Source organism: Pseudomonas sp. Sample_11 (assembly GCF_004307505.1).
GTDB classification, from domain to species: Bacteria; Pseudomonadota; Gammaproteobacteria; order Pseudomonadales; family Pseudomonadaceae; genus Aquipseudomonas; species Aquipseudomonas atacamensis.
Window position 1 is genome coordinate 117,700 of sequence record NZ_RCOD01000053.1, and the last position, 17,155, is coordinate 134,854.

17 protein-coding genes and 1 pseudogene are annotated in these 17,155 nt (G+C 60.2%); 9 read left to right on the forward strand and 9 right to left on the reverse strand.

Annotation, left to right across the window (positions count from 1 at the left end):
• Positions 1 to 27 precede the first annotated feature (27 nt).
• The gene (locus D8U60_RS15740; protein WP_130900453.1) at positions 28 to 498 is read right to left on the reverse strand and encodes a cupin domain-containing protein; all 471 of its coding nucleotides are present in this window, start codon (positions 496 to 498) and stop codon (positions 28 to 30) included.
• A gap of 96 nt (positions 499 to 594) precedes the next feature.
• On the opposite strand from D8U60_RS15740, the gene D8U60_RS15745 reads away from it, so the two are divergent.
• The gene (locus tag D8U60_RS15745; protein WP_122612554.1) at positions 595 to 1,488 is read left to right on the forward strand and encodes a LysR family transcriptional regulator; all 894 of its coding nucleotides are present in this window, start codon (positions 595 to 597) and stop codon (positions 1,486 to 1,488) included.
• Between the two features lie 6 nt (positions 1,489 to 1,494).
• On the opposite strand, the gene D8U60_RS15750 is transcribed toward D8U60_RS15745, so the two are convergent.
• Complete coding sequence (locus D8U60_RS15750) at positions 1,495 to 2,454, reverse strand: aldo/keto reductase (RefSeq protein ID WP_174823843.1); 960 nt, start codon at positions 2,452 to 2,454, stop codon at positions 1,495 to 1,497.
• A gap of 111 nt (positions 2,455 to 2,565) precedes the next feature.
• Between D8U60_RS15750 and D8U60_RS15755 the strand changes: the two genes are divergently transcribed.
• On the forward strand, positions 2,566 to 3,336 hold the full coding sequence (locus tag D8U60_RS15755; RefSeq protein ID WP_130900454.1) for an alpha/beta fold hydrolase: 771 nt from the start codon (positions 2,566 to 2,568) through the stop codon (positions 3,334 to 3,336).
• 179 nt (positions 3,337 to 3,515) lie between these two features.
• Here D8U60_RS15755 and D8U60_RS15760 read toward each other — a convergent pair whose 3' ends face one another.
• The gene (locus tag D8U60_RS15760; RefSeq protein WP_236249022.1) at positions 3,516 to 4,280 is read right to left on the reverse strand and encodes an OBAP family protein; all 765 of its coding nucleotides are present in this window, start codon (positions 4,278 to 4,280) and stop codon (positions 3,516 to 3,518) included.
• A gap of 140 nt (positions 4,281 to 4,420) precedes the next feature.
• Positions 4,421 to 4,588 carry a hypothetical protein gene (locus D8U60_RS27670; RefSeq protein WP_177435475.1) on the reverse strand — a complete coding sequence of 56 codons (168 nt, stop codon included), beginning with the start codon at positions 4,586 to 4,588 and terminating at the stop codon, positions 4,421 to 4,423.
• Between the two features lie 177 nt (positions 4,589 to 4,765).
• On the opposite strand from D8U60_RS27670, the gene D8U60_RS15770 reads away from it, so the two are divergent.
• Entirely contained in the window at positions 4,766 to 5,194 is a 429-nt protein-coding gene (locus D8U60_RS15770; protein ID WP_122612551.1) for a nuclear transport factor 2 family protein, read from the forward strand.
• 180 nt (positions 5,195 to 5,374) lie between these two features.
• Here D8U60_RS15770 and mqo read toward each other — a convergent pair whose 3' ends face one another.
• Positions 5,375 to 7,021, reverse strand: coding sequence for a malate dehydrogenase (quinone) (gene mqo, locus D8U60_RS15775; RefSeq protein WP_024013303.1), 1,647 nt, complete (start codon positions 7,019 to 7,021; stop codon positions 5,375 to 5,377).
• A gap of 529 nt (positions 7,022 to 7,550) precedes the next feature.
• Between mqo and D8U60_RS15780 the strand changes: the two genes are divergently transcribed.
• Positions 7,551 to 7,982, forward strand: coding sequence for a nuclear transport factor 2 family protein (locus tag D8U60_RS15780; RefSeq protein ID WP_071172808.1), 432 nt, complete (start codon positions 7,551 to 7,553; stop codon positions 7,980 to 7,982).
• Positions 7,983 to 8,149: 167 nt separating this feature from the next.
• Here the strand turns inward: D8U60_RS15780 and D8U60_RS15785 are convergent, their stop codons facing one another.
• Positions 8,150 to 9,763, reverse strand: a complete 1,614-nt coding sequence (locus tag D8U60_RS15785) for a methyl-accepting chemotaxis protein (RefSeq protein WP_130900456.1) — start codon at positions 9,761 to 9,763, stop codon at positions 8,150 to 8,152.
• Positions 9,764 to 10,006: 243 nt separating this feature from the next.
• Between D8U60_RS15785 and sodC the strand changes: the two genes are divergently transcribed.
• From sodC to D8U60_RS15800, 3 genes are all read left to right on the forward strand, one after another.
• Positions 10,007 to 10,528 carry a superoxide dismutase family protein gene (gene sodC / locus D8U60_RS15790; protein WP_122698673.1) on the forward strand — a complete coding sequence of 174 codons (522 nt, stop codon included), beginning with the start codon at positions 10,007 to 10,009 and terminating at the stop codon, positions 10,526 to 10,528.
• A gap of 125 nt (positions 10,529 to 10,653) precedes the next feature.
• A complete protein-coding gene (locus D8U60_RS15795; RefSeq protein WP_016775151.1) occupies positions 10,654 to 10,968 on the forward strand; it encodes a DUF2388 domain-containing protein in 315 nt (104 codons plus the stop codon).
• A gap of 80 nt (positions 10,969 to 11,048) precedes the next feature.
• Entirely contained in the window at positions 11,049 to 11,450 is a 402-nt protein-coding gene (locus D8U60_RS15800) for a hypothetical protein (protein WP_177435476.1), read from the forward strand.
• Here the strand turns inward: D8U60_RS15800 and ligD are convergent, their stop codons facing one another.
• Positions 11,451 to 14,084, reverse strand: a complete 2,634-nt coding sequence (gene ligD, locus D8U60_RS15805) for a DNA ligase D (RefSeq protein ID WP_130900458.1) — start codon at positions 14,082 to 14,084, stop codon at positions 11,451 to 11,453.
• Positions 14,085 to 14,279: 195 nt separating this feature from the next.
• On the opposite strand from ligD, the gene D8U60_RS15810 reads away from it, so the two are divergent.
• The gene (locus D8U60_RS15810; protein ID WP_130900459.1) at positions 14,280 to 14,738 is read left to right on the forward strand and encodes a transposase; all 459 of its coding nucleotides are present in this window, start codon (positions 14,280 to 14,282) and stop codon (positions 14,736 to 14,738) included.
• A gap of 258 nt (positions 14,739 to 14,996) precedes the next feature.
• Here D8U60_RS15810 and D8U60_RS15815 read toward each other — a convergent pair whose 3' ends face one another.
• Positions 14,997 to 15,650, reverse strand: coding sequence for a tellurite resistance TerB family protein (locus D8U60_RS15815; protein ID WP_130900460.1), 654 nt, complete (start codon positions 15,648 to 15,650; stop codon positions 14,997 to 14,999).
• A gap of 260 nt (positions 15,651 to 15,910) precedes the next feature.
• On the opposite strand from D8U60_RS15815, the gene pcsA reads away from it, so the two are divergent.
• Positions 15,911 to 16,633, forward strand: a complete 723-nt coding sequence (gene pcsA / locus D8U60_RS15820; RefSeq protein WP_130900461.1) for a phosphatidylcholine synthase — start codon at positions 15,911 to 15,913, stop codon at positions 16,631 to 16,633.
• 134 nt (positions 16,634 to 16,767) lie between these two features.
• Here pcsA and D8U60_RS15830 read toward each other — a convergent pair.
• Positions 16,768 to 17,155: pseudogene (locus D8U60_RS15830) on the reverse strand (SAM-dependent methyltransferase); the annotation flags it as partial.

A 17,155-nucleotide genomic window follows, 5' to 3' on the forward strand; every position in this document is an offset into this window, starting at 1 on the left:
CTCGACAGCTCCTACAGGGTCCCTCACTTAGCGCGGATATTGCTCATCACTGACCTGCTCCATCCAGTCCACCACCTTGCCATCCAGCACTTCGGCAATCGCGATATGACTCATCGCCGTCGTCGGTGCTGCCCCGTGCCAATGTTTGGCGCCCGGGGCAATCCACACGGTATCGCCCGGGCGGATTTCACGAACCGGCTGGCCCCACTCCTGCACGAAGCCTGCCCCCGAGGTGACGATCAATGTCTGCCCCAGCGGATGGGTATGCCACGCCGTTCGCGCGCCAGGTTCAAACGTTACGGTCGCACCACTGACCCGCGCCTCATCGGTACCTTTGAACGGCGCATCCACCCGCACCGTGCCGGTAAACCAGTCAGCCGGTCCTTTCGCCGACGGTTGCGAGCCATTCGGTGTGACCGTGACACGGGTATTTTCGGTGGCCTGCACCTCACCAGCCAGCAGCGAAAGCGTCAGTGCGGAAGCAGCAATCGGGTTCATGGCGTTTCCTCCAATAAATGATGCAACCACTGTAGCGATCCGCACTCTTTGGATAATCGACTAGAATCCGAAAAAACTTATGCAGGACGATCATCAATGCTTCGTGAAAACGCCACCGACCTGCTCGCCTTTCTCGCCGTCGCCCGTGAACGCAGTTTCACCAAGGCCGCAGCCAAACTCGGCGTGTCGCAATCGGCGCTCAGCCACACCATTCGCAGCCTCGAGGCGCGACTCGGCCTGCGCCTGCTGACCCGCACCACGCGCAGCGTGTCGCCGACCGAGGCCGGCGAACACTTGCTGCAAACCATCGGCCCGCGCTTCGAGGAAATCGAGGTAGAACTGGCCGCCCTGAGCAACCTGCGTGAAACCCCGGCGGGCAAGATCCGCATCAGCGCTACCGACCATTCGCTGAACTGGATCCTGCGTCCGGTGTTGCAGGATTTCCTGCCGCAATACCCGGATGTGTCCGTCGAGGTTTGCTGTGACTATGGTTTCGTCGACATCGCCGGCCAGGGCTTCGATGCTGGTGTGCGCCTGGGCGAAGACGTCGCCCAAGGCATGATCGCCACGCGCATTGGCCCGGACATGCGCATGGCCGTGGTCGGCTCCCCCGCCTACTTCGCCCGGCGCGATCCGCCGCAAACCCCGCGCGACCTGACCGACCACGCCTGTAACAACCTGCGCCTGCCAACCAATGGCGGGCTGTATTCGTGGGAGTTCGAAAAGGACGGTGAAAGTCTGAAGGTGCGCGTCTCCGGCCAGGTCATCCTGAATGGTGTGTACCCATTGCTCGACGCCGCGCTGGACGGTTTCGGGCTGAGCTACATCCCGGAAAACGTCGTCGCGCCCTTTCTGGCGGACGGTCGCCTGGTCCAGGTGCTGGGAGACTGGTGCCCGACATTTTCCGGTTATCACCTGTACTACCCGAGCCGGCGCCAGGCAGCGCCAGCGTTTGCGTTGTTGCTGGAGGCGTTGCGCTACCGCGGTTGACCCGGCTCAGCCCAGCAACGCAATCAACTGATGCCGCTGCGCATCGGTCAGCATCGGCCCAAAACCGGCTCCGGCGTTGTCAGCCATGTAGCGCGGATTGCTGGTGCCGGGAATCACACAGGTCACCGCCGGATGCGCCAGGAGAAATTTCAGTGCCAGTTGCGGCCAGCTGTTGACCTGTACATCCGAGACCCAGGCCGGCAGCGGCTTGCCCTTGAGCCGGGCGAGCAAATCGCCGCCGCCAAACGGCCGATTACAAATCACCGCCACCCCACGCTCGCGGCACAGCGGCAGGATGCGTTTCTCGACCGCGCGATCATCGAGGGCGTAGTTGATCTGCAGAAAATCCAGCTTTTCGGCTTTCAGCACCGCTTCGACCTCGTCATACGCCGACGAGGTGTAATGGGTGATGCCGATGTAGCGAATCCGCCCCTGCTCCTGCCATTCGCGCAGGGTCGGCAAGTGGGTTTGCCAGTCGAGCAGGTTGTGAATCTGCATCAGGTCGATGCGCTCGGTTTGCAGCAGTCTGAACGACTGCTCCATCTGCGCGATGCCCTCTTTGCGCCCGCGCGTCCACACCTTGGTGGCGAGAAACGCCGGCGAGCGCGGTTCGTGGATCGACAGCAGTTCACCGGTGGTTTGCTCGGCGCGGCCGTACATGGGTGAGCTGTCGATCAGCGTGCCGCCCTTCCTGAACAGCGCCTCGAGGACGGCGGGCAATTGCCGGTAAACCGGATCGCCCGGGGCGACGTCGAAACCGCGATAGGTGCCCAACCCGACCATGGGCAGTGCCTCGGAGCTGGAAGGGATGGCGCGGGTCTGCATGGTCTGGTCTCCTGCCGTGGGCGGCGCAGTGGCGGTCGGCGCTACGCTGCCGGCCAACGCCCGATCAATGGTGAGCAGCGCCGCAGCTTGGGCAGCCAGCGTGAGCAAGCGGCGACGTGAGTACCCCTCAGTGTGGCGCATGCGAGTCCTCCTGCTGCGCGGATCTGTTGCACGGTGTGTGCGCCGGCTGTCAGGCGCAGTCGCTGAACTACACTGCCACAGCCAACCTCTCTCCCCGTTAAAAGTAGCCGAATGTCTCGAACCCTGATGTCACTCGTCGTTTTCATCATTGCCGTGTACCTGGTGCTGTGCGCCGCGCTGTTCGTGTTTCAGCGCTCGCTGATCTGGTTTCCCCAGCCTGCCGCCGTGGTTACAGCGGACTCGCGAATGAAACTGTCGATGCCGGATGCCGAGGTCTGGGTGACAACTCGAGAGCGCAGCGGATCGCGGGCGCTGATCTATTTCGGCGGCAATGCCGAGGACGTCTCGCGCAATCTGCCGGAATTCACTGAGGCGTTTCCTGGCTACGCGCTGTATTTCCTGCATTACCGAGGTTTTGCTGGCAGCACCGGCTCGCCATCGGAAGCCGCGATTGCCGAAGATGCGCTGGCACTGTTCGATCAGGTCTATGCCAGCCACCCGCAGATTGCAGTCATCGGACGCAGCCTCGGTTCGGGGGTGGCGGTGCGCCTGGCCAGTCAGCGGCCGGTGCAGAATCTGATTCTGGTGACGCCGTTCAACAGCCTCACGGAAATCGCCGCACGGCAATACCCATGGGTGCCGGTGAAATGGTTGCTCAAGGATCGTTTTGAATCGGGCAAGTACGCGGCGCATATCCGCACGCCGACATTGCTGTTGGCGGCCAGTGATGACGACGTGATTGGACGCAGCAGCACGCAGCGCTTGTTCGAGAGTTTTCCTGCGGGCGTGGCGACGCTGAAGGTGGTGCCGGACTCGGGACATAACTCGATTTCCGAGCGGGGGGAGTATTGGCGGTGGATGGGGGATGTGTTGAATCGCTGAAAGGTTTAGCGAGCAGGCTCACTCCCACATGGGATTTCTGCAGTTGCCAGGACTCTGGTCCAACACCGAACCCTGTGGGAGTGAGCTTGCTCACGAAAGCGCCGAGTCAGCCAATTCTTCCATGGCTGGCACACTGCCTTCGCGAGCAAGCTCGCTCCCACATGAGTGAGTGCTTGAGGCTATGGCAGGCTGCCGCTTCGCGCATTCTCATCACTTGGCGTAGCCGGGCGCGGCATGACGTGTTGATGGCCGGTCGGGTCGTTGAGCTGGATGACATTACCCTTCTGCCACGCATCAGCCCCCGTTGCGACAGGCGCCGGTTTGATCTCGGCACGGGCCTTTTTCTTCTCCGCGCTGTCAATGCCCAGGCGCTGATCGCGCTGGCGGACCATTTGCGCATCGGCCTGACCGTCAGCGGTAAAGCCCATCATCAACTGCGGCACGCCCAGCGGCAGTTGCTTGTCCTGATCGGTATGCCAGGTGTGCCAGGTCTTGCCGTAGGTATTGGCGAGTTTTTCCATCAAGCGCGTTTCTGCCACTTGCGGGATGCCCGGCGCGACCAACTGGCCAGAACTGACTTCGTGAGCGTGGCTGTGCCACAAGGCTTTCTCTTTTGCCGGCAATTGCGTGAACAGGCGCTGGCTGATGATGTATTCGACGCCCATCAGCTTGGCTTCAGCAGTGTTGCCGTCATAGATCACGCACTGGAAAACTTCTTCGTTGAGCGCCGAGCAGTAGTGGTGCGCTTCCATCTGCGCGCCGGGATGGCCGTTGTAAAAATGGAAACCATCGAGGTACATGTTCAACGCGCGAATTGGCGGCTTGTCCTGCAACCACTGCGCGCCGACTTCGAGCATTTCCGTGTCGGACGCCTTGGCCTGGCCGGGTGTCTGCACCGGCGAATCGGTGTTGCTCATGGCGCAACCGGTCAATGCGGCGACCATCAAACCGATAGGAACCCAACGTCCCTGTGAGGTTGTCGTACGCATGTTTCACTCCTCGAACTGTCAGTGACGGGCCCGTGCTGGCCCTGTTCTGCAACTGAAAGCAGGAGAACGGCGGAGTTCGAAAAAATGCGCGCGGATCAGACTGGAGAGATCGTCGCCAGCACGCCAATCAGAATGGTCAAGGTCAGAAAGCCGCCGAGAAAAATCGCCATCTTGTACATGTTGCGCTCCTTGAGGCTGGGTGTGCGGTGCACCGAACGCTGCGGGATGAGGTCGGAGGGGGATTGGCCGCACTGCCGGGGCATTTTGAGCCTGTGGCTGTACTGAATACAGAGGCAGATGAAACAGAAAAATACGGATCAGATGCGCATCTGATCCGCTTCGGGCATGAAGCGGTATTCAGGCTGAGACTTGAGGATCCACTTTCGGCGCGGTTGATCTACAGTCATTGCCGACCGACAACAAGAAAAACCGGAGTGACCATGCCCGACCTCGCCTTGCAGCCCAACGTCGCCGCGTCCCTCGAGCGCTGGCACGAGATGATCCGCAGCGGCAATCTCAAAGCCCTGCCTGAACTGCTCGATCCGCAAGCTGTGTTCCGCTCCCCCATGGCCCATACGCCCTACCCCGGCGCGCCGGTGGTGGCGATGATCCTCAACACCGTGTTCGAAGTCTTCGAAGATTTCGCCTATCACCGCGAGTTGGCGACGGCGGATGGCCTGAATGTGATTCTCGAATTCAGCGCCAGGGTCGGCAGCAAGGAACTCAAGGGCATCGACATGATTCGCTTCGATGAACACGGCAAGATTGTCGAGTTCGAAGTGATGGTGCGGCCGCTGAGCGGCTTGCAGGCACTGGGCGAAGAAATGGGTCGGCGCCTGGGGGCCTTCCTGGCGAACGCGAAAGCCTGACCCTACCGAATGTAGGAGCTGACGAGTGCAACGAGGCTGCGATCTTTCGACTTTGACGTTTGAAGATCAAGATCAAAAGATCGCAGCCTCGTTGCACTCGTCAGCTCCTACAGGTCCGGCGTATAAAAAAACCCACTGACCGTCGCCGGTTCAGTGGGTTTTTGTGTGTCAGGGTTCTGCTTACAGAGCCATGTCACGTGCAGCGTTTTCCTTCGGCGCTACGGCTTTGTCAGCCGCAGGTGCCGCCGGAGCAGCTACCTGACCGATCGCTGGAGGCGTCGGCAGTTCGAGGATTTTCGCGGTGTAAGCCCACTCGGCAGCCACTTTGGCCGGATCGCTGTTCAGCTGAGTGCCATAGCTCGGCACGATCTGGTGCAGCTTGGTCTGCCACTCAGGGGATGCGACTTTGTCTTTGAAGACTTTCTGCAGCACGCTCAGCATGATCGGTGCAGCGGTCGACGCGCCTGGCGATGCGCCCAGCAGGCCGGCGATCGAGCCGTCTTGCGAAGCAACGATCTCGGTGCCCAGCTTCAGCACGCCACCAGCGGCTTCATCACGCTTGATGATCTGCACGCGCTGGCCGGCTTGCCACAGGCGCCAGTCTTCGGCCTTGGCGTTCGGGAAGTACTCCTTCAGCGCGTTCAGACGGTCTTCATCCGACAGCATCAACTGACCGGCAAGGTACTCGACCAGCGGGTATTCCTTGATGCCGACCTTGGTCATTGGCCAGATGTTGTGGGTGGTGGTGCTGGTCAGCAGGTCGAAGTACGAACCTTCCTTGAGGAACTTGGTGCTGAAGGTCGCGAACGGGCCAAACAGAATGACGCGCTTGCCATCCAGAACACGGGTGTCCAGGTGCGGAACCGACATCGGTGGCGCGCCAACCGAAGCCTTGCCGTAGGCCTTGGCCAGGTGCTGCTCGGCAATCGTCGGGTTCTCGGTCACCAGGAACGAGCCGCCAACCGGGAAGCCTGCGTATTCCTTGGCTTCAGGAATGCCCGACTTCTGCAGCAGGTGCAGGGCACCGCCGCCGGCGCCGATGAACACGAACTTGGCGTCGGTTTCGGTCTTGCTGCCGTCTTTGAGGTTTTTGTAGCTCACACGCCAGGTGCCGTCGGCGTTCTTGGTGATGTCTTCGACTTCGCTCGACAGTTTCAGATCGAAGTTGGGTTTGGTTTGCAGGTGAGCGGCGAACTGGCGGGTGATTTCGCCGAAGTTCATGTCCGTACCCAGCGGGCTCCAGGTGGCCGCGATTTTCTGGTTCGGGTCACGCCCTTCCATCATCAGCGGTACCCACTTCTTGATCACAGCCGGGTCTTCGGAGTACTGCATGCCGGCGAACAGCGGGCTCGCCTGCAGGGCTTCGTAGCGCTTTTTCAGGAACTTGATGTTGTCATCGCCCCACACGAAGCTCATGTGCGGTGTGGTGTTGATGAACGAGCGAGGGTTCTTCAGCACGCCCTGCTGAACCTGCCAGGCCCAGAATTGACGGGAAACCTGGAACGCTTCGTTGATCTCGACAGCTTTCGGGATCGTTACGTTGCCCTTGTCGTCTTCCGGGGTGTAGTTCAGCTCGGCAAGAGCCGAGTGACCGGTACCGGCGTTGTTCCAGCCGTTGGAGCTTTCCAGGGCGACGCCATCGAGACGCTCGACCATTTCCATCGACCAGGTCGGTTCCAGCTCATTGATCCACACACCCAGGGTGGTGCTCATGATGCCGCCGCCGATCAGCAGGACGTCAACTTTCTTGGCTTCGGCAGCATTGGCAGACGACATCCCCATCGCCAAAGCCAGACCGAGCAAGGCCGTGTTCACTTTCTTAAACATCTGTTGCACCTATGATAAAACGCCTTCCGCCCGTCGTTGTTATCAGTCTGCGTTGCGCTTTGCTGACGCTCAGGCTGGCGTCGCGCAATCCGGCACACTTCAATATTGACGGGTGGGCACACAAGGCCGACATGTGGCATCGACCTCAGTTAATGTCCCTTCTGAACTGACTTCTTATCGTTATTGGCTTCAGCTGCTTGAGCGACAGGGATCCCGTCGGCCCGCCCGAAAGGCCAGCCAACCGAATTAAGTCAAAGCAAATTTGGCGCGGAGAATATCACGTCAGGGCGAACCCGCGCGTCTGTTCCCGACTTGAAAGTCTTTTTCCGCTCAGAGACTTATCGGCCATCGGCAACCAAACATGACTGCGATCAGGCATTGGCCTGCAAAGTTTTTTGCGCGATACGCATCGCAACTTGATAAATCAGCGCCAACGGCTCGTTGTTCATGCAGAAAATAACCTGCTAAGTTGTACGATGACTGACGAACAAAGCCAGTCATCCCAACCCAATAACAACAAGGAAACAACATGACCAAATCCCGCCTCCTCATCGGTTTCTTCTGCGCCTTCAGCGCCTGCGCCATGGCCGCCCCTGCCCCGGCGGAAAGAGAAGTCGCCCAAGCAGTTGATCACCTGACTCAGGCGATGCTGCATAAAGACATCGCCGAGTTGAACGCTCTGACCGCGCCGAACCTGACCTACGGCCACTCCAGCGGCAAGATTCAGGACAAGCAGGAATTCATCGCCGACATCGAAACCGGCCGCAGCGCATTCAAGACCCTGGAGATGCAGAAGCAGACCATCACGATGTCCGGCGATACCGCATTGGTGCGCCACCACTTCTCCGCGCAGGCGTTGAAGGGGACTGAGGTGATTCCGACCGAGATCGAAAATTTCCAGATCTGGCAGAAACAGGGTGGGAAATGGTTGTTGGTGGGACGACAGGCGTTCAGGTTTTGATTAAGGGAACATTGGCCTGATTCAGTGTTGCCCGAGCTGGCCTCATCGCGGGCAAGCGCGCTCCCACAGTGGATGATGGTGTACACACCGTTGCATTCACAACAGCAGACCTTGTGGGAGCTGGCTTGCCAGCGATAAGGCCGTGATAGACACCAGTCCTACCGCTATCACAACCGAAACCGATCCACCGACTGCGCCAACTGTCCCGCCAGATTCGATAATTCATCGGTAGTCGTCGCCGTCTGCCCGATCACCCGGCTATTGCCCTCGCTCATCCCCGCAATCATTTCCACCTGATGGGCGATTTCGTTGCTGGCCATACTCTGTTCGCCAATCGTGCGGGTGATGTCGTTGACCAGTTGCGTGGTGTTCAGCGTGGCGTCGAGGATCTCGCGAATCGCCCGCTCGACTTCCGCCGTCACTGCCATGCCCTTGTCGACCTGCGCCACGCCCGCCTCCATGCTGCTGACCGCCTCGCGCGTGCTGTTCTGGATGCGCGCGACCATGGCGGCGATTTCCTGGGTCGAGGCGCTGGTGCGTGCGGCCAGACTGCGCACTTCATCGGCGACCACGGCAAAACCACGGCCCTGCTCACCCGCCCGCGCTGCCTCGATCGCCGCGTTGAGCGCCAGCAGGTTGGTCTGGTCGGCGATGCTCTTGATCACCTGAATGATGTTGAAGATCGCCTCGGATTCCTGATCCAGCGTGCGGATCACTTGCGCCGACTGCTGTGCCGAGCGGGCGATGTCGTCCATGTCGCTGACCACTTGGTGAATCACCCCGCCACCCTCCTTGGCCAGGTTTTCGGCCTGATTGGCCATGCTCAGGGCACGTTCGGCGTGGCGGGTGATCTCTTCGATGCTCGCAGTCATCTGGCTGGCGGCGGCCGCCATGGTGCCGGCGGCAACGCTTTGCTGCTGGCTGCTGTCGGCGACCTGATGGCAGCCGTGGCTGAGCTGCTCGCTCATGCCACTGACGCCGTGAGCGTTGCGCCGGACCACGTCGATCATGTTGCGCAGATCACGCTGCATGGTCGCCAATGTGCGTATCAAAACGCTGGCTTCGTCCTTGCCGGCGGGCTCGACAATCGGTTCGCTGAGATTGCCATGGGCAATGCTTTCAGCGATGCGGCTGGCGGATTTGAGGGGCCCCATGATACTCAGGATCACCCAGCGCCCCTGAATCAGCAGCAGCAACAGACTGACGACCAGCACCACTGCCAGCGCAAGATTGGCGTGGCGGATGGCCGCTTCGGTGCCTTCGCTGGTGTGCAGGGTGTTGTTTTCGATCAGTTCGCTGAGCGCGCCCATCTGCTCTTCGAGCTGAGTAAACGCGCTATTGAACGTGCCGAGCTGCTGTTGGGCGGCATCCGGATTGTCCAGCGCCACGCCGACGATCTGCTCGGCGGATTTGATGTAGGTATCGAGGCTCGGCTTGATCTGCTCCAGCGCCGTGCGCAATGCCGGGTTGATCGGCAGCTTCAGGTTGTCATCCAGCACTTCACGAAAATGCCCGGCGTGCTCGGTGAGCGAATCGCGCACTTCGGTGGCGGTGGCGGTGCTTTTGCCCAGGCCGACCAGCATCGCCGAATAGACATCGGCGCGCAGGGCGTCGTGCATCATGTCCGCTTCCATGTGATTGCGCAGCGCGCTCATGCTCACCGTGTTATCGCCGACCGCCGTGGCCATCCGCAGGTTGCCGACGTAACTGACCAGACTCACGATCAGCGCCGTCAGCAGGCTGGTCGCAATCAGCAACACCAAACGCAGTTTGATCGACACCGTGGAATCTCCCGTGGGCACGCTGGATTGCGCTTGTCGGATTTCAGTTAAGCCTATGTATAGGGAACTGCCGACACAGAGCGTATCGGCTGATGTCAGCGGCGACTTGAATCCGGCAAAACTTTTCAAACGCGAACCCGGTCACACATTGCAGCGCCGCTGGATAATGCCTTCATCGCCGGTTAACCCCGGCAGGCTATCAATCCAGCGCTTCGAACATTCATGCAGCTGAAGGAAACGCTTATGAAACGCGCACTGTGGTTTGGTCTGCTCGGCACCCTGGCAATCGGCACCGCACAAGCGGCAACGGAGAAAGTCGCGATCAACCTGGTCAGCGCCGACGGCGCGCCGCAGGCGATCGGCTCGGTCACCGTCAGCGAGACGCCTTATGGCCTGCTGTTCACCCCCGACCTGAAATCGTTGCCGGCCGGCATCCACGGTTTCCATGTCCATGAAAACGGCAGCTGCGAAGCAGGCACCAAGGATGGCGTCAAAGGCGCCGCACTGGCCGCTGGCGGGCATTTCGATCCGGCGAAAACCGGCAAGCATCTCGGCCCGTACGCCGACGGGCATCTGGGTGATCTGCCAGCGGTGTATGTGATGGCTGACGGGGTCGCCAACTACCCGGTGCTGGCACCGCGCCTGAAGAAGATTTCCGAGATCAAGGGCCACGCCCTGATGATTCACGCCGGCGGCGATAACCATTCCGACATGCCCAAGCCACTGGGCGGTGGCGGTGATCGCATGGCCTGTGGGGTGATCTGAACCGACTGAGCGGTGAAGACGCTGACTCACGGCTTTTCACCGCTCACGGAACTCCCGCGCGCCGTTCACCTCTGAGGTTATGTAGTCCCTTCCCTTTTTGCTTAGCGCTTGTGGAGGAACACGTCATGCGCAAGTTAGTCCTGATTTCTTCTCTTATGCTTTGCCTGCCGGTCGGTTCGGCACTCGCCCGCGTTGACGCGGGTGATGTCGCCACTTCGGCCGGTGTGTCCGCGTCGCTGTACTCGACCTTCAAGGACGACAAAATGGTGATTCCGGCCCGTGACGACGTGTCTGCGTTCGTTGCAAGCGGCGGGGCCATTCGTGGGGTTTATCTTGAGTCGGTACTGCAGCAGGTGCGCCAAGCCAACCCTGGCTTGAACGCCAGTGATGAAGACCTGGCCAACGCCATTCTGGTGCAATACGAAGGCGTGCAGCAGTAGTCACGAGGGAAGCAGCGGCCGATGGACGGCCGCTGAGTGCGCATAGGCAAAATTGTCCGACGGCCTCTATGATGGAGGCCATGACGACCACCGTGCCCTTGCGCTCACCCTGCCCTCCCGGCGCCTGCATCTGCGGGCGCGATCCGTTGCTGGAAACACCCGGCGCCGATCTGCGCATCCTGCGCTTGACTCGCGCTGAGGAAAAAATTCTTCTGGCGCGCCTGGAACAACTCAAAGACCTCGACGACCTCAAACGCCTGCAACGGCGTATGTACGAGCAACTCGGCATCCGCGTCGACGTCGCCCCCGGTTTCAACGAAGTCCGCACCATGCGCGGCATCGCCATTCAGATCGACGAGCTGCCAGGCCTGTGTCGCAAGACTCGCGCGGCAATCCCGGCGGCAATTCGCAAGGGCCTGGAAAACCATCCGCAAATCGCCTTCGAACTGCTCAACGCCCACGACCTGCTGCGCGACACCTGATCACTTTTTCATGCCGACGCGTTTGCGCATCTCGGCGGTGATGGTCTGACGGGTTTTCTTCATGTCCGCCCAAGGTTCATCGCCGACTTCGGTCAGACGCTCGTGAACGTTGTAGATGTTCCAGTGATTACCGCCCTTGATTTCAGCGACTTCCTCTCGGTACAGCGGCACCGACACCGGCATGCCTTCCCGCGCGCGTGCGGCGTAGGCGCAAATGGTGGTGGCGCCGAGGCCGTTGCGCAGGTAATCGATGAAAATCCGCCCGACGCGGTTTTTCGGCCCGGACACCGCTGAAATACGATCCGGCAGCAACTTGGCCATGTGGCTGACGATGGCGTGGCTGAAGTCCTTCACTTCGTCCCAGCCATGCTTGCGCGTCAATGGCACCACCAGGTGAATGCCTTTGCCGCCGCTGGTTTTCAGGAAGGCTTTGAGACCCAACTCGTCGAGCACAGTGAGGGTCAGCACGGTGGCTTCAACCATGCTTTTCCATGGCAGCGCCGGATCCGGGTCGAGGTCGAGGACGAAGCGATCAGGCTTGTCCAGATCCACCTTCGTCGCGTTCCAGGTGTGCAGTTCGACTGTGCTCATCTGCACCGCGCCGACCAGCGCTTCGGGATTGTTGATCATCATCACTGGCTGGCCGGTGACGTCCTTGTCCAGAGCAGTGATACCGGGAATGGCCAGGCGATCGGCGTTCTTCTGGAAGAACAATTCGCCGGCGATGCCGTCCGGTGCACGCACCAACGCCACGGGGCGATCTTTGAGTTGCGGCAGGATGTATTCAGCGACACTGGCGTAGTACTGCGCCAGTTGCATTTTGGTCGTGCCGCTGACCGCGTCAATCACCCGATCCGGATGGGTGATGCGTACCTTGCCGCCGGCCAGTCCTGATTGCGACGGTGCGGTCTCGGCTTTTTTGCTGGCGGCGGTTTTCTTTGTCGGCTGCTTGTCGGCGGTTTTGGTCTTATCGGTTTTTTCGGTTTTTTCGGTCTTTTCGGACTTGGCAGCTTTCACAGGCTTCGCTCGCTCCTCGGTGATGTCCTTGGCCGGTTTGTCATCGCGCAAACCATGGAACACGGCGTGGCGCACCGAGCCGTCCTTGGTCATCTCGGCGAATGCCACTTCGGCCAGCAGTTTGGGTTTGAGCCAGTGCACACCTTTGGCCTCGAAACCGCTGGGCGGATTGACCACTGCCGCGCTTTTGGTCTGCAACGGCTTGAGTTGGGCGAGGATGCTTTTCAATGTGGTTTCATTGAACCCGGTGCCGACCTTGCCGGCGTAGCGCAACTCGCCACTGTCAGCGTCGTGCAGGCCGAGCAGCAAGGCACCGAAGGCACTGCGCGCGCCTTTCGGATCGGTGTAGCCGACGATGACGAATTCCTGGCGATGTTTGCACTTGAGCTTGATCCAGTCGCCGCTGCGCCGCGACACATAAGGCGAGCCGAGGCGTTTGCCGATCAGGCCTTCCATCTGCATCTGGCAAGCGCTGTTGAGCAGCGCGTCCGGGGTTTCTTCGAAGGCCTCGGAGAAGCGCAGCGTTGAGGATTCTTTCTGCGCACCGAGGATGGTGCTCAGCGCAGCGCGGCGTTCTTCCACCGGCACATCGCGCAGGTCGACGCCATTCAGATACGGCACGTCAAACAGGTAATAAACAATGTTGCCGCTGCGCCCGGCATCGAAGGCATTCTGCAACGCCTGAAAGTCCGGCACGCCTTGCTCATTGGCCACGACCATTTCACCGTCCAGCCACGCCGACTCCAGACCCAACGCCGCCAGCGCCTTGGCCTGCTGCGGCAGCTTGTGCGTCCAGTCGTGACCATTGCGGGTGAACAGCTGCACCTCATCGTGATCGATCCGCGCCATGATCCGGTAGCCGTCGAACTTGATCTCGTAGCTCCACTGCCCTTCGGGCGCGCTGTCGACCAGCGTCGCCAGTTCCGGCTTGATCAGTGCCGGCAACTTGGCCTTGCGCGCGCCGGTAAGCTGCCCGGACGCCTGCTTGCGCGGCTTGGCCGGGGCCTTTTTTACCGGTTTGGCTTTATCGGCAGCAGTCGCCGATTTGCCGACAATCGTGCGCTCGCTGAGCACGCTGTCGGGCTCGGCGACCAGCACGTCGAAATCATCCTGCGGTCGCGCGGCGTTGTCCTGATGCTTGATCAGGAACCATTGTTCTTTCTTGCCCGGCATGTGCGTACGCACCAGATTCCACACGCCGCCGAGCTTCTCGCCTTGCAACTCAAACTTGAGCCGCCCCTTGGCATAGGCCTTGTGCGGATCCTCCAGCGGAATCCACACGCCGCGATCCCAGACGATCACATCACCGGCGCCGTAATGCCCCTCAGGAATGCTGCCTTCGAACGTCGCGTAATCGAGCGGATGATCCTCGACATGAATCGCCAGACGCTTGACCGACGGGTCCAGCGACGGCCCCTTCGGCACCGCCCAGCTCTTCAAAGCGCCGTCGAGTTCGAGGCGAAAGTCGTAATGCAGGTGCGAAGCGTCGTGCTTCTGGATGCAGAACTGCAACGCATGATCCTTGGCCGACTTACGGCCCGAGCGCTTGACTGCGGCCGGTTCCGACGTCGCGGAAAAATCACGCATGCGGTTGTAATCGTCGAGGTTCCTGTTCATGAGCACACCGATGGCAGACGGGTTCTGTTATGCAGAAGAGCGACACGGCGGCGGAAAAATTCAATCGAGGTAAAAAAGCCCCGGACGGATGGAGCGGCCGGGGCTTGTAACGACACATCCAGTAATTGGCTGGGGCTGGCTAAACAGAGTGCAGACGCTAAGGTTTTTTCAAGTTCTTGAAAGGGAGGCAATGGAATGCCTGCTGCCGCAAAAGCCTGTCGTCTGAGAACGGGCCGATACTCTGAAACCGGAAGAGTTTATTTACTCACCGCTGTGGTTAACCGACGTGAGCGTGTTTTTACCAATTGGCACGACGGGAGGCTGGTGGTCAACGAGCTGAGACGTTGCAGTGAAGCCGGGTTGGCCACCTCTCTGGCTTGGGTCGTAATGCCAGACCATCTGCATTGGCTAGTTGAGCTCAACGAGGGCTCGCTTGCAGATTTGATGTGTCGCGTTAAATCCCGAAGTTGCCAGGCATACAATCGAAGGCATGGTCGCCAGGGACAATTATGGCAGCGAGGCTATTACGACCGCGCCTTGAGGCGGGATGAGGATCTTAGAGCCGCTGCGCTCTATGTAGTCAAGAATCCTGTAAGAGCCGGTCTGGTGGCGCGCCTTGGGGACTACCCTTTGTGGGATGCCATTTGGCTCTAAAAATCAAAAGATCGCAGCCTTCGGCAGCTCCTACAGGTGCACCGTATTTCAAAGGTAGGAGCTGCCGAAGGCTGCGATCTTTATGGTTCTCACAGACTATGCCTTGCGAGCCGGCCTGGTGGCGCGCTTGGGTGATTATTCTTTGCGGGACGCTATCTGGCTCTAAGGATCAAAAGATCGCAGCCTTCAGCAGCTCCTACAGTTGCACCGTATTTCAAAGGTAGGAGCTGCCGAAGGCTGCGATCTTTTGACGTTGCTTCAAGCTTGTCCTTTCGCCTGCTGTTCCAGATGCACTTGCAGATCCGGATCGATCTGTAAGGCTGCGGCCAGCTCATCGAGATAGCTGCGTTCGGCGTCCTGTTGATCGTCTACCAGCATGACGCTGGCCAGGTACATTTCGGCGGCTACGGCAGGATCGCCGTCAGCGGATTGCGCCACTTCGCGGGCATCCAGCGGCTTGGCGACTTCGGCGTCGAGCCATTGTTGCAACTGCGGGTCGGCGGTGTGTTTGCCGATTTCGCTGCTGATGAGGTGCTTTTCTGCGTCGTCGATGCGTCCGTCAGCCTTGGCGGCGGCGATCAGGGCGCGCAGCACCGCGTGGCTGTGGGTTTCGATTTGCGGGCCGGCGAGCAGGTCGGCGGTTTGTGGCAGATCTTGCGGCGCGTTGCTGGCCTGGCTGCGTTGCCAGGCTTGGTACGCCTGGTAGGCCATCATGCCCAGCGAAGCAAGTGCGGCGTAATTGGTGCCCCCGGAACGGCTTCGGCTGCTGCCACCGAGGGCGCTTCCCAACCCGCCACCGCCGAGCAGGCCACCGAGCAATCCGCCCAGACCGTCACTGGCCGAAGCCCCGCGTTGTTGTCCCGCCGAGGCCTGGCCTCGCAGCAGTTGTTCAAGCAAATCGCTGGTGTTCATGACGTTATCCTCCGAGGCCCCGGCCTGATTGCGTCTGGCAACGATAGACCGACGCAGCCATAGCGCCAGCACCGTTGGGCTGACGCCGGGTCACCGATGAAATCACACCCGAGATATTTTCCGCGAGCCAGCTAAGATTCATGGGTGGTGAACCTTATCCCGGCCAAACCGGTCGATAGCTGCAACCCGACCCGGTTTGCCGACGCCCTTTCTGACGATGGGCGATACCCGGCTTGCTTCACTTTCTGGAGAACGCCCCCGTGATATCCACCGTACACATCGCCAGGCTGAAAGCATGGGGCGCCCATGGTTTTACCGCGACTGGCGTGGTCACCGCCTTCCTCGCCACCCTCGCCCTGCTGGAAAACCAGCCGATTCATTGCCTGATGTGGCTGGGCGTGGCGCTGATCGTCGACGGCCTCGATGGCGCACTGGCGCGCAAGGTCAATGTGCAAGCGGTGCTGCCGAGTTTCGACGGTTCGATCCTTGATCTGGTCATCGATTACCTGACTTATGTATTCATCCCGGCACTGTTTATCTACCGCTACATTCCCCTGCCCGATTACACCCTGTTGCTGACGGTGTCGGTGATTCTGGTGTCTTCGCTGTTCTGCTTCTGCAACGTCAACATGAAGAGCAAGGACAACTATTTTGTCGGCTTCCCGGCGGCCTGGAACGTGGTTGCGCTGTGCCTGTACATCATCGGCCCGGGGCCGTGGATCACCTTTCTCACCGTGATCGGTCTGGCCTTGCTGACGGTGACGCGGATGAAGTTCCTGCACCCGTTTCGCGTGCGGCGTTTCATGCCAATCAATATCGCGGTGACGGCGATCTGGCTGTTGTGCAGCCTGTCACTGGTGCTCAATCACCCGGTGATCAACCCGCTGGTGATGGGCTTGTGGTTGCTGATGTCGGCTTATTTCCTGGGGATCTGCATCTGGCGCACGGCGCTGGAGTGGTTTGATCGCAGCCATTTGAAATAAGCACATCCCCCAGTGGGAGTGAGCCTGCTCGCGAATGCGGTGGTTCCATCAACATCAACGTTGTCTGGCACACCGCTTTCGCGAGCAAGCTCGCTCCCACAGAGATCTTCATCGATCAGGAAATCCGATGTGGACTAACGCTTGGTAATCACCACCTCCAGATACTCACTCGGCACCACCAGCGACGCCTCCCCGGCGCGATTCGATCGGTTGAGCAACTCGGTCAGATCATCCTCCAGCGCCTGTCCGGCCTCCGCCGACAACACCGCAAAAGCCTTGTGCACCGGCCCGTACCAGTGGCGAAAGATGTCAATGAAATGCGCCGCCGAGCGGTAGCGGAAATTGAAGTGGCTGCGGGTCACGCGTACGACAAAATCGCGGTCATCGAAATGCTTGTGCAGCCACGCATCCGAGCCCCAGTTCGACGGTGGCTGGGCCACTGCTGGCGGCGGCAGATGCTGGCCGAGAATCTTGAACATCTGCCCGACGAAGCCCTCCGGCGTCCAGTTCGCCATTCCGATC

Bases quoted from the DNA above. Each gene is read 5' to 3' on its own strand.
- D8U60_RS15740 (WP_130900453.1), bottom strand. From the start codon at position 498: ATGAACCCGATTGCTGCTTCCGCACTGACGCTTTCGCTGCTGGCTGGT.
- D8U60_RS15745 (WP_122612554.1), top strand. From the start codon at position 595: ATGCTTCGTGAAAACGCCACCGACCTGCTCGCCTTTCTCGCCGTCGCC.
- D8U60_RS15750 (WP_174823843.1), bottom strand. From the start codon at position 2,454: ATGCGCCACACTGAGGGGTACTCACGTCGCCGCTTGCTCACGCTGGCT.
- D8U60_RS15755 (WP_130900454.1), top strand. From the start codon at position 2,566: ATGTCTCGAACCCTGATGTCACTCGTCGTTTTCATCATTGCCGTGTAC.
- D8U60_RS15760 (WP_236249022.1), bottom strand. From the start codon at position 4,280: ATGGTCGCCGCATTGACCGGTTGCGCCATGAGCAACACCGATTCGCCG.
- D8U60_RS27670 (WP_177435475.1), bottom strand. From the start codon at position 4,588: ATGCCCCGGCAGTGCGGCCAATCCCCCTCCGACCTCATCCCGCAGCGT.
- D8U60_RS15770 (WP_122612551.1), top strand. From the start codon at position 4,766: ATGCCCGACCTCGCCTTGCAGCCCAACGTCGCCGCGTCCCTCGAGCGC.
- mqo (WP_024013303.1), bottom strand. From the start codon at position 7,021: ATGTTTAAGAAAGTGAACACGGCCTTGCTCGGTCTGGCTTTGGCGATG.
- D8U60_RS15780 (WP_071172808.1), top strand. From the start codon at position 7,551: ATGACCAAATCCCGCCTCCTCATCGGTTTCTTCTGCGCCTTCAGCGCC.
- sodC (WP_122698673.1), top strand. From the start codon at position 10,007: ATGAAACGCGCACTGTGGTTTGGTCTGCTCGGCACCCTGGCAATCGGC.
- D8U60_RS15795 (WP_016775151.1), top strand. From the start codon at position 10,654: ATGCGCAAGTTAGTCCTGATTTCTTCTCTTATGCTTTGCCTGCCGGTC.
- D8U60_RS15800 (WP_177435476.1), top strand. From the start codon at position 11,049: ATGACGACCACCGTGCCCTTGCGCTCACCCTGCCCTCCCGGCGCCTGC.
- ligD (WP_130900458.1), bottom strand. From the start codon at position 14,084: ATGAACAGGAACCTCGACGATTACAACCGCATGCGTGATTTTTCCGCG.
- D8U60_RS15810 (WP_130900459.1), top strand. From the start codon at position 14,280: ATGCCTGCTGCCGCAAAAGCCTGTCGTCTGAGAACGGGCCGATACTCT.
- D8U60_RS15815 (WP_130900460.1), bottom strand. From the start codon at position 15,650: ATGAACACCAGCGATTTGCTTGAACAACTGCTGCGAGGCCAGGCCTCG.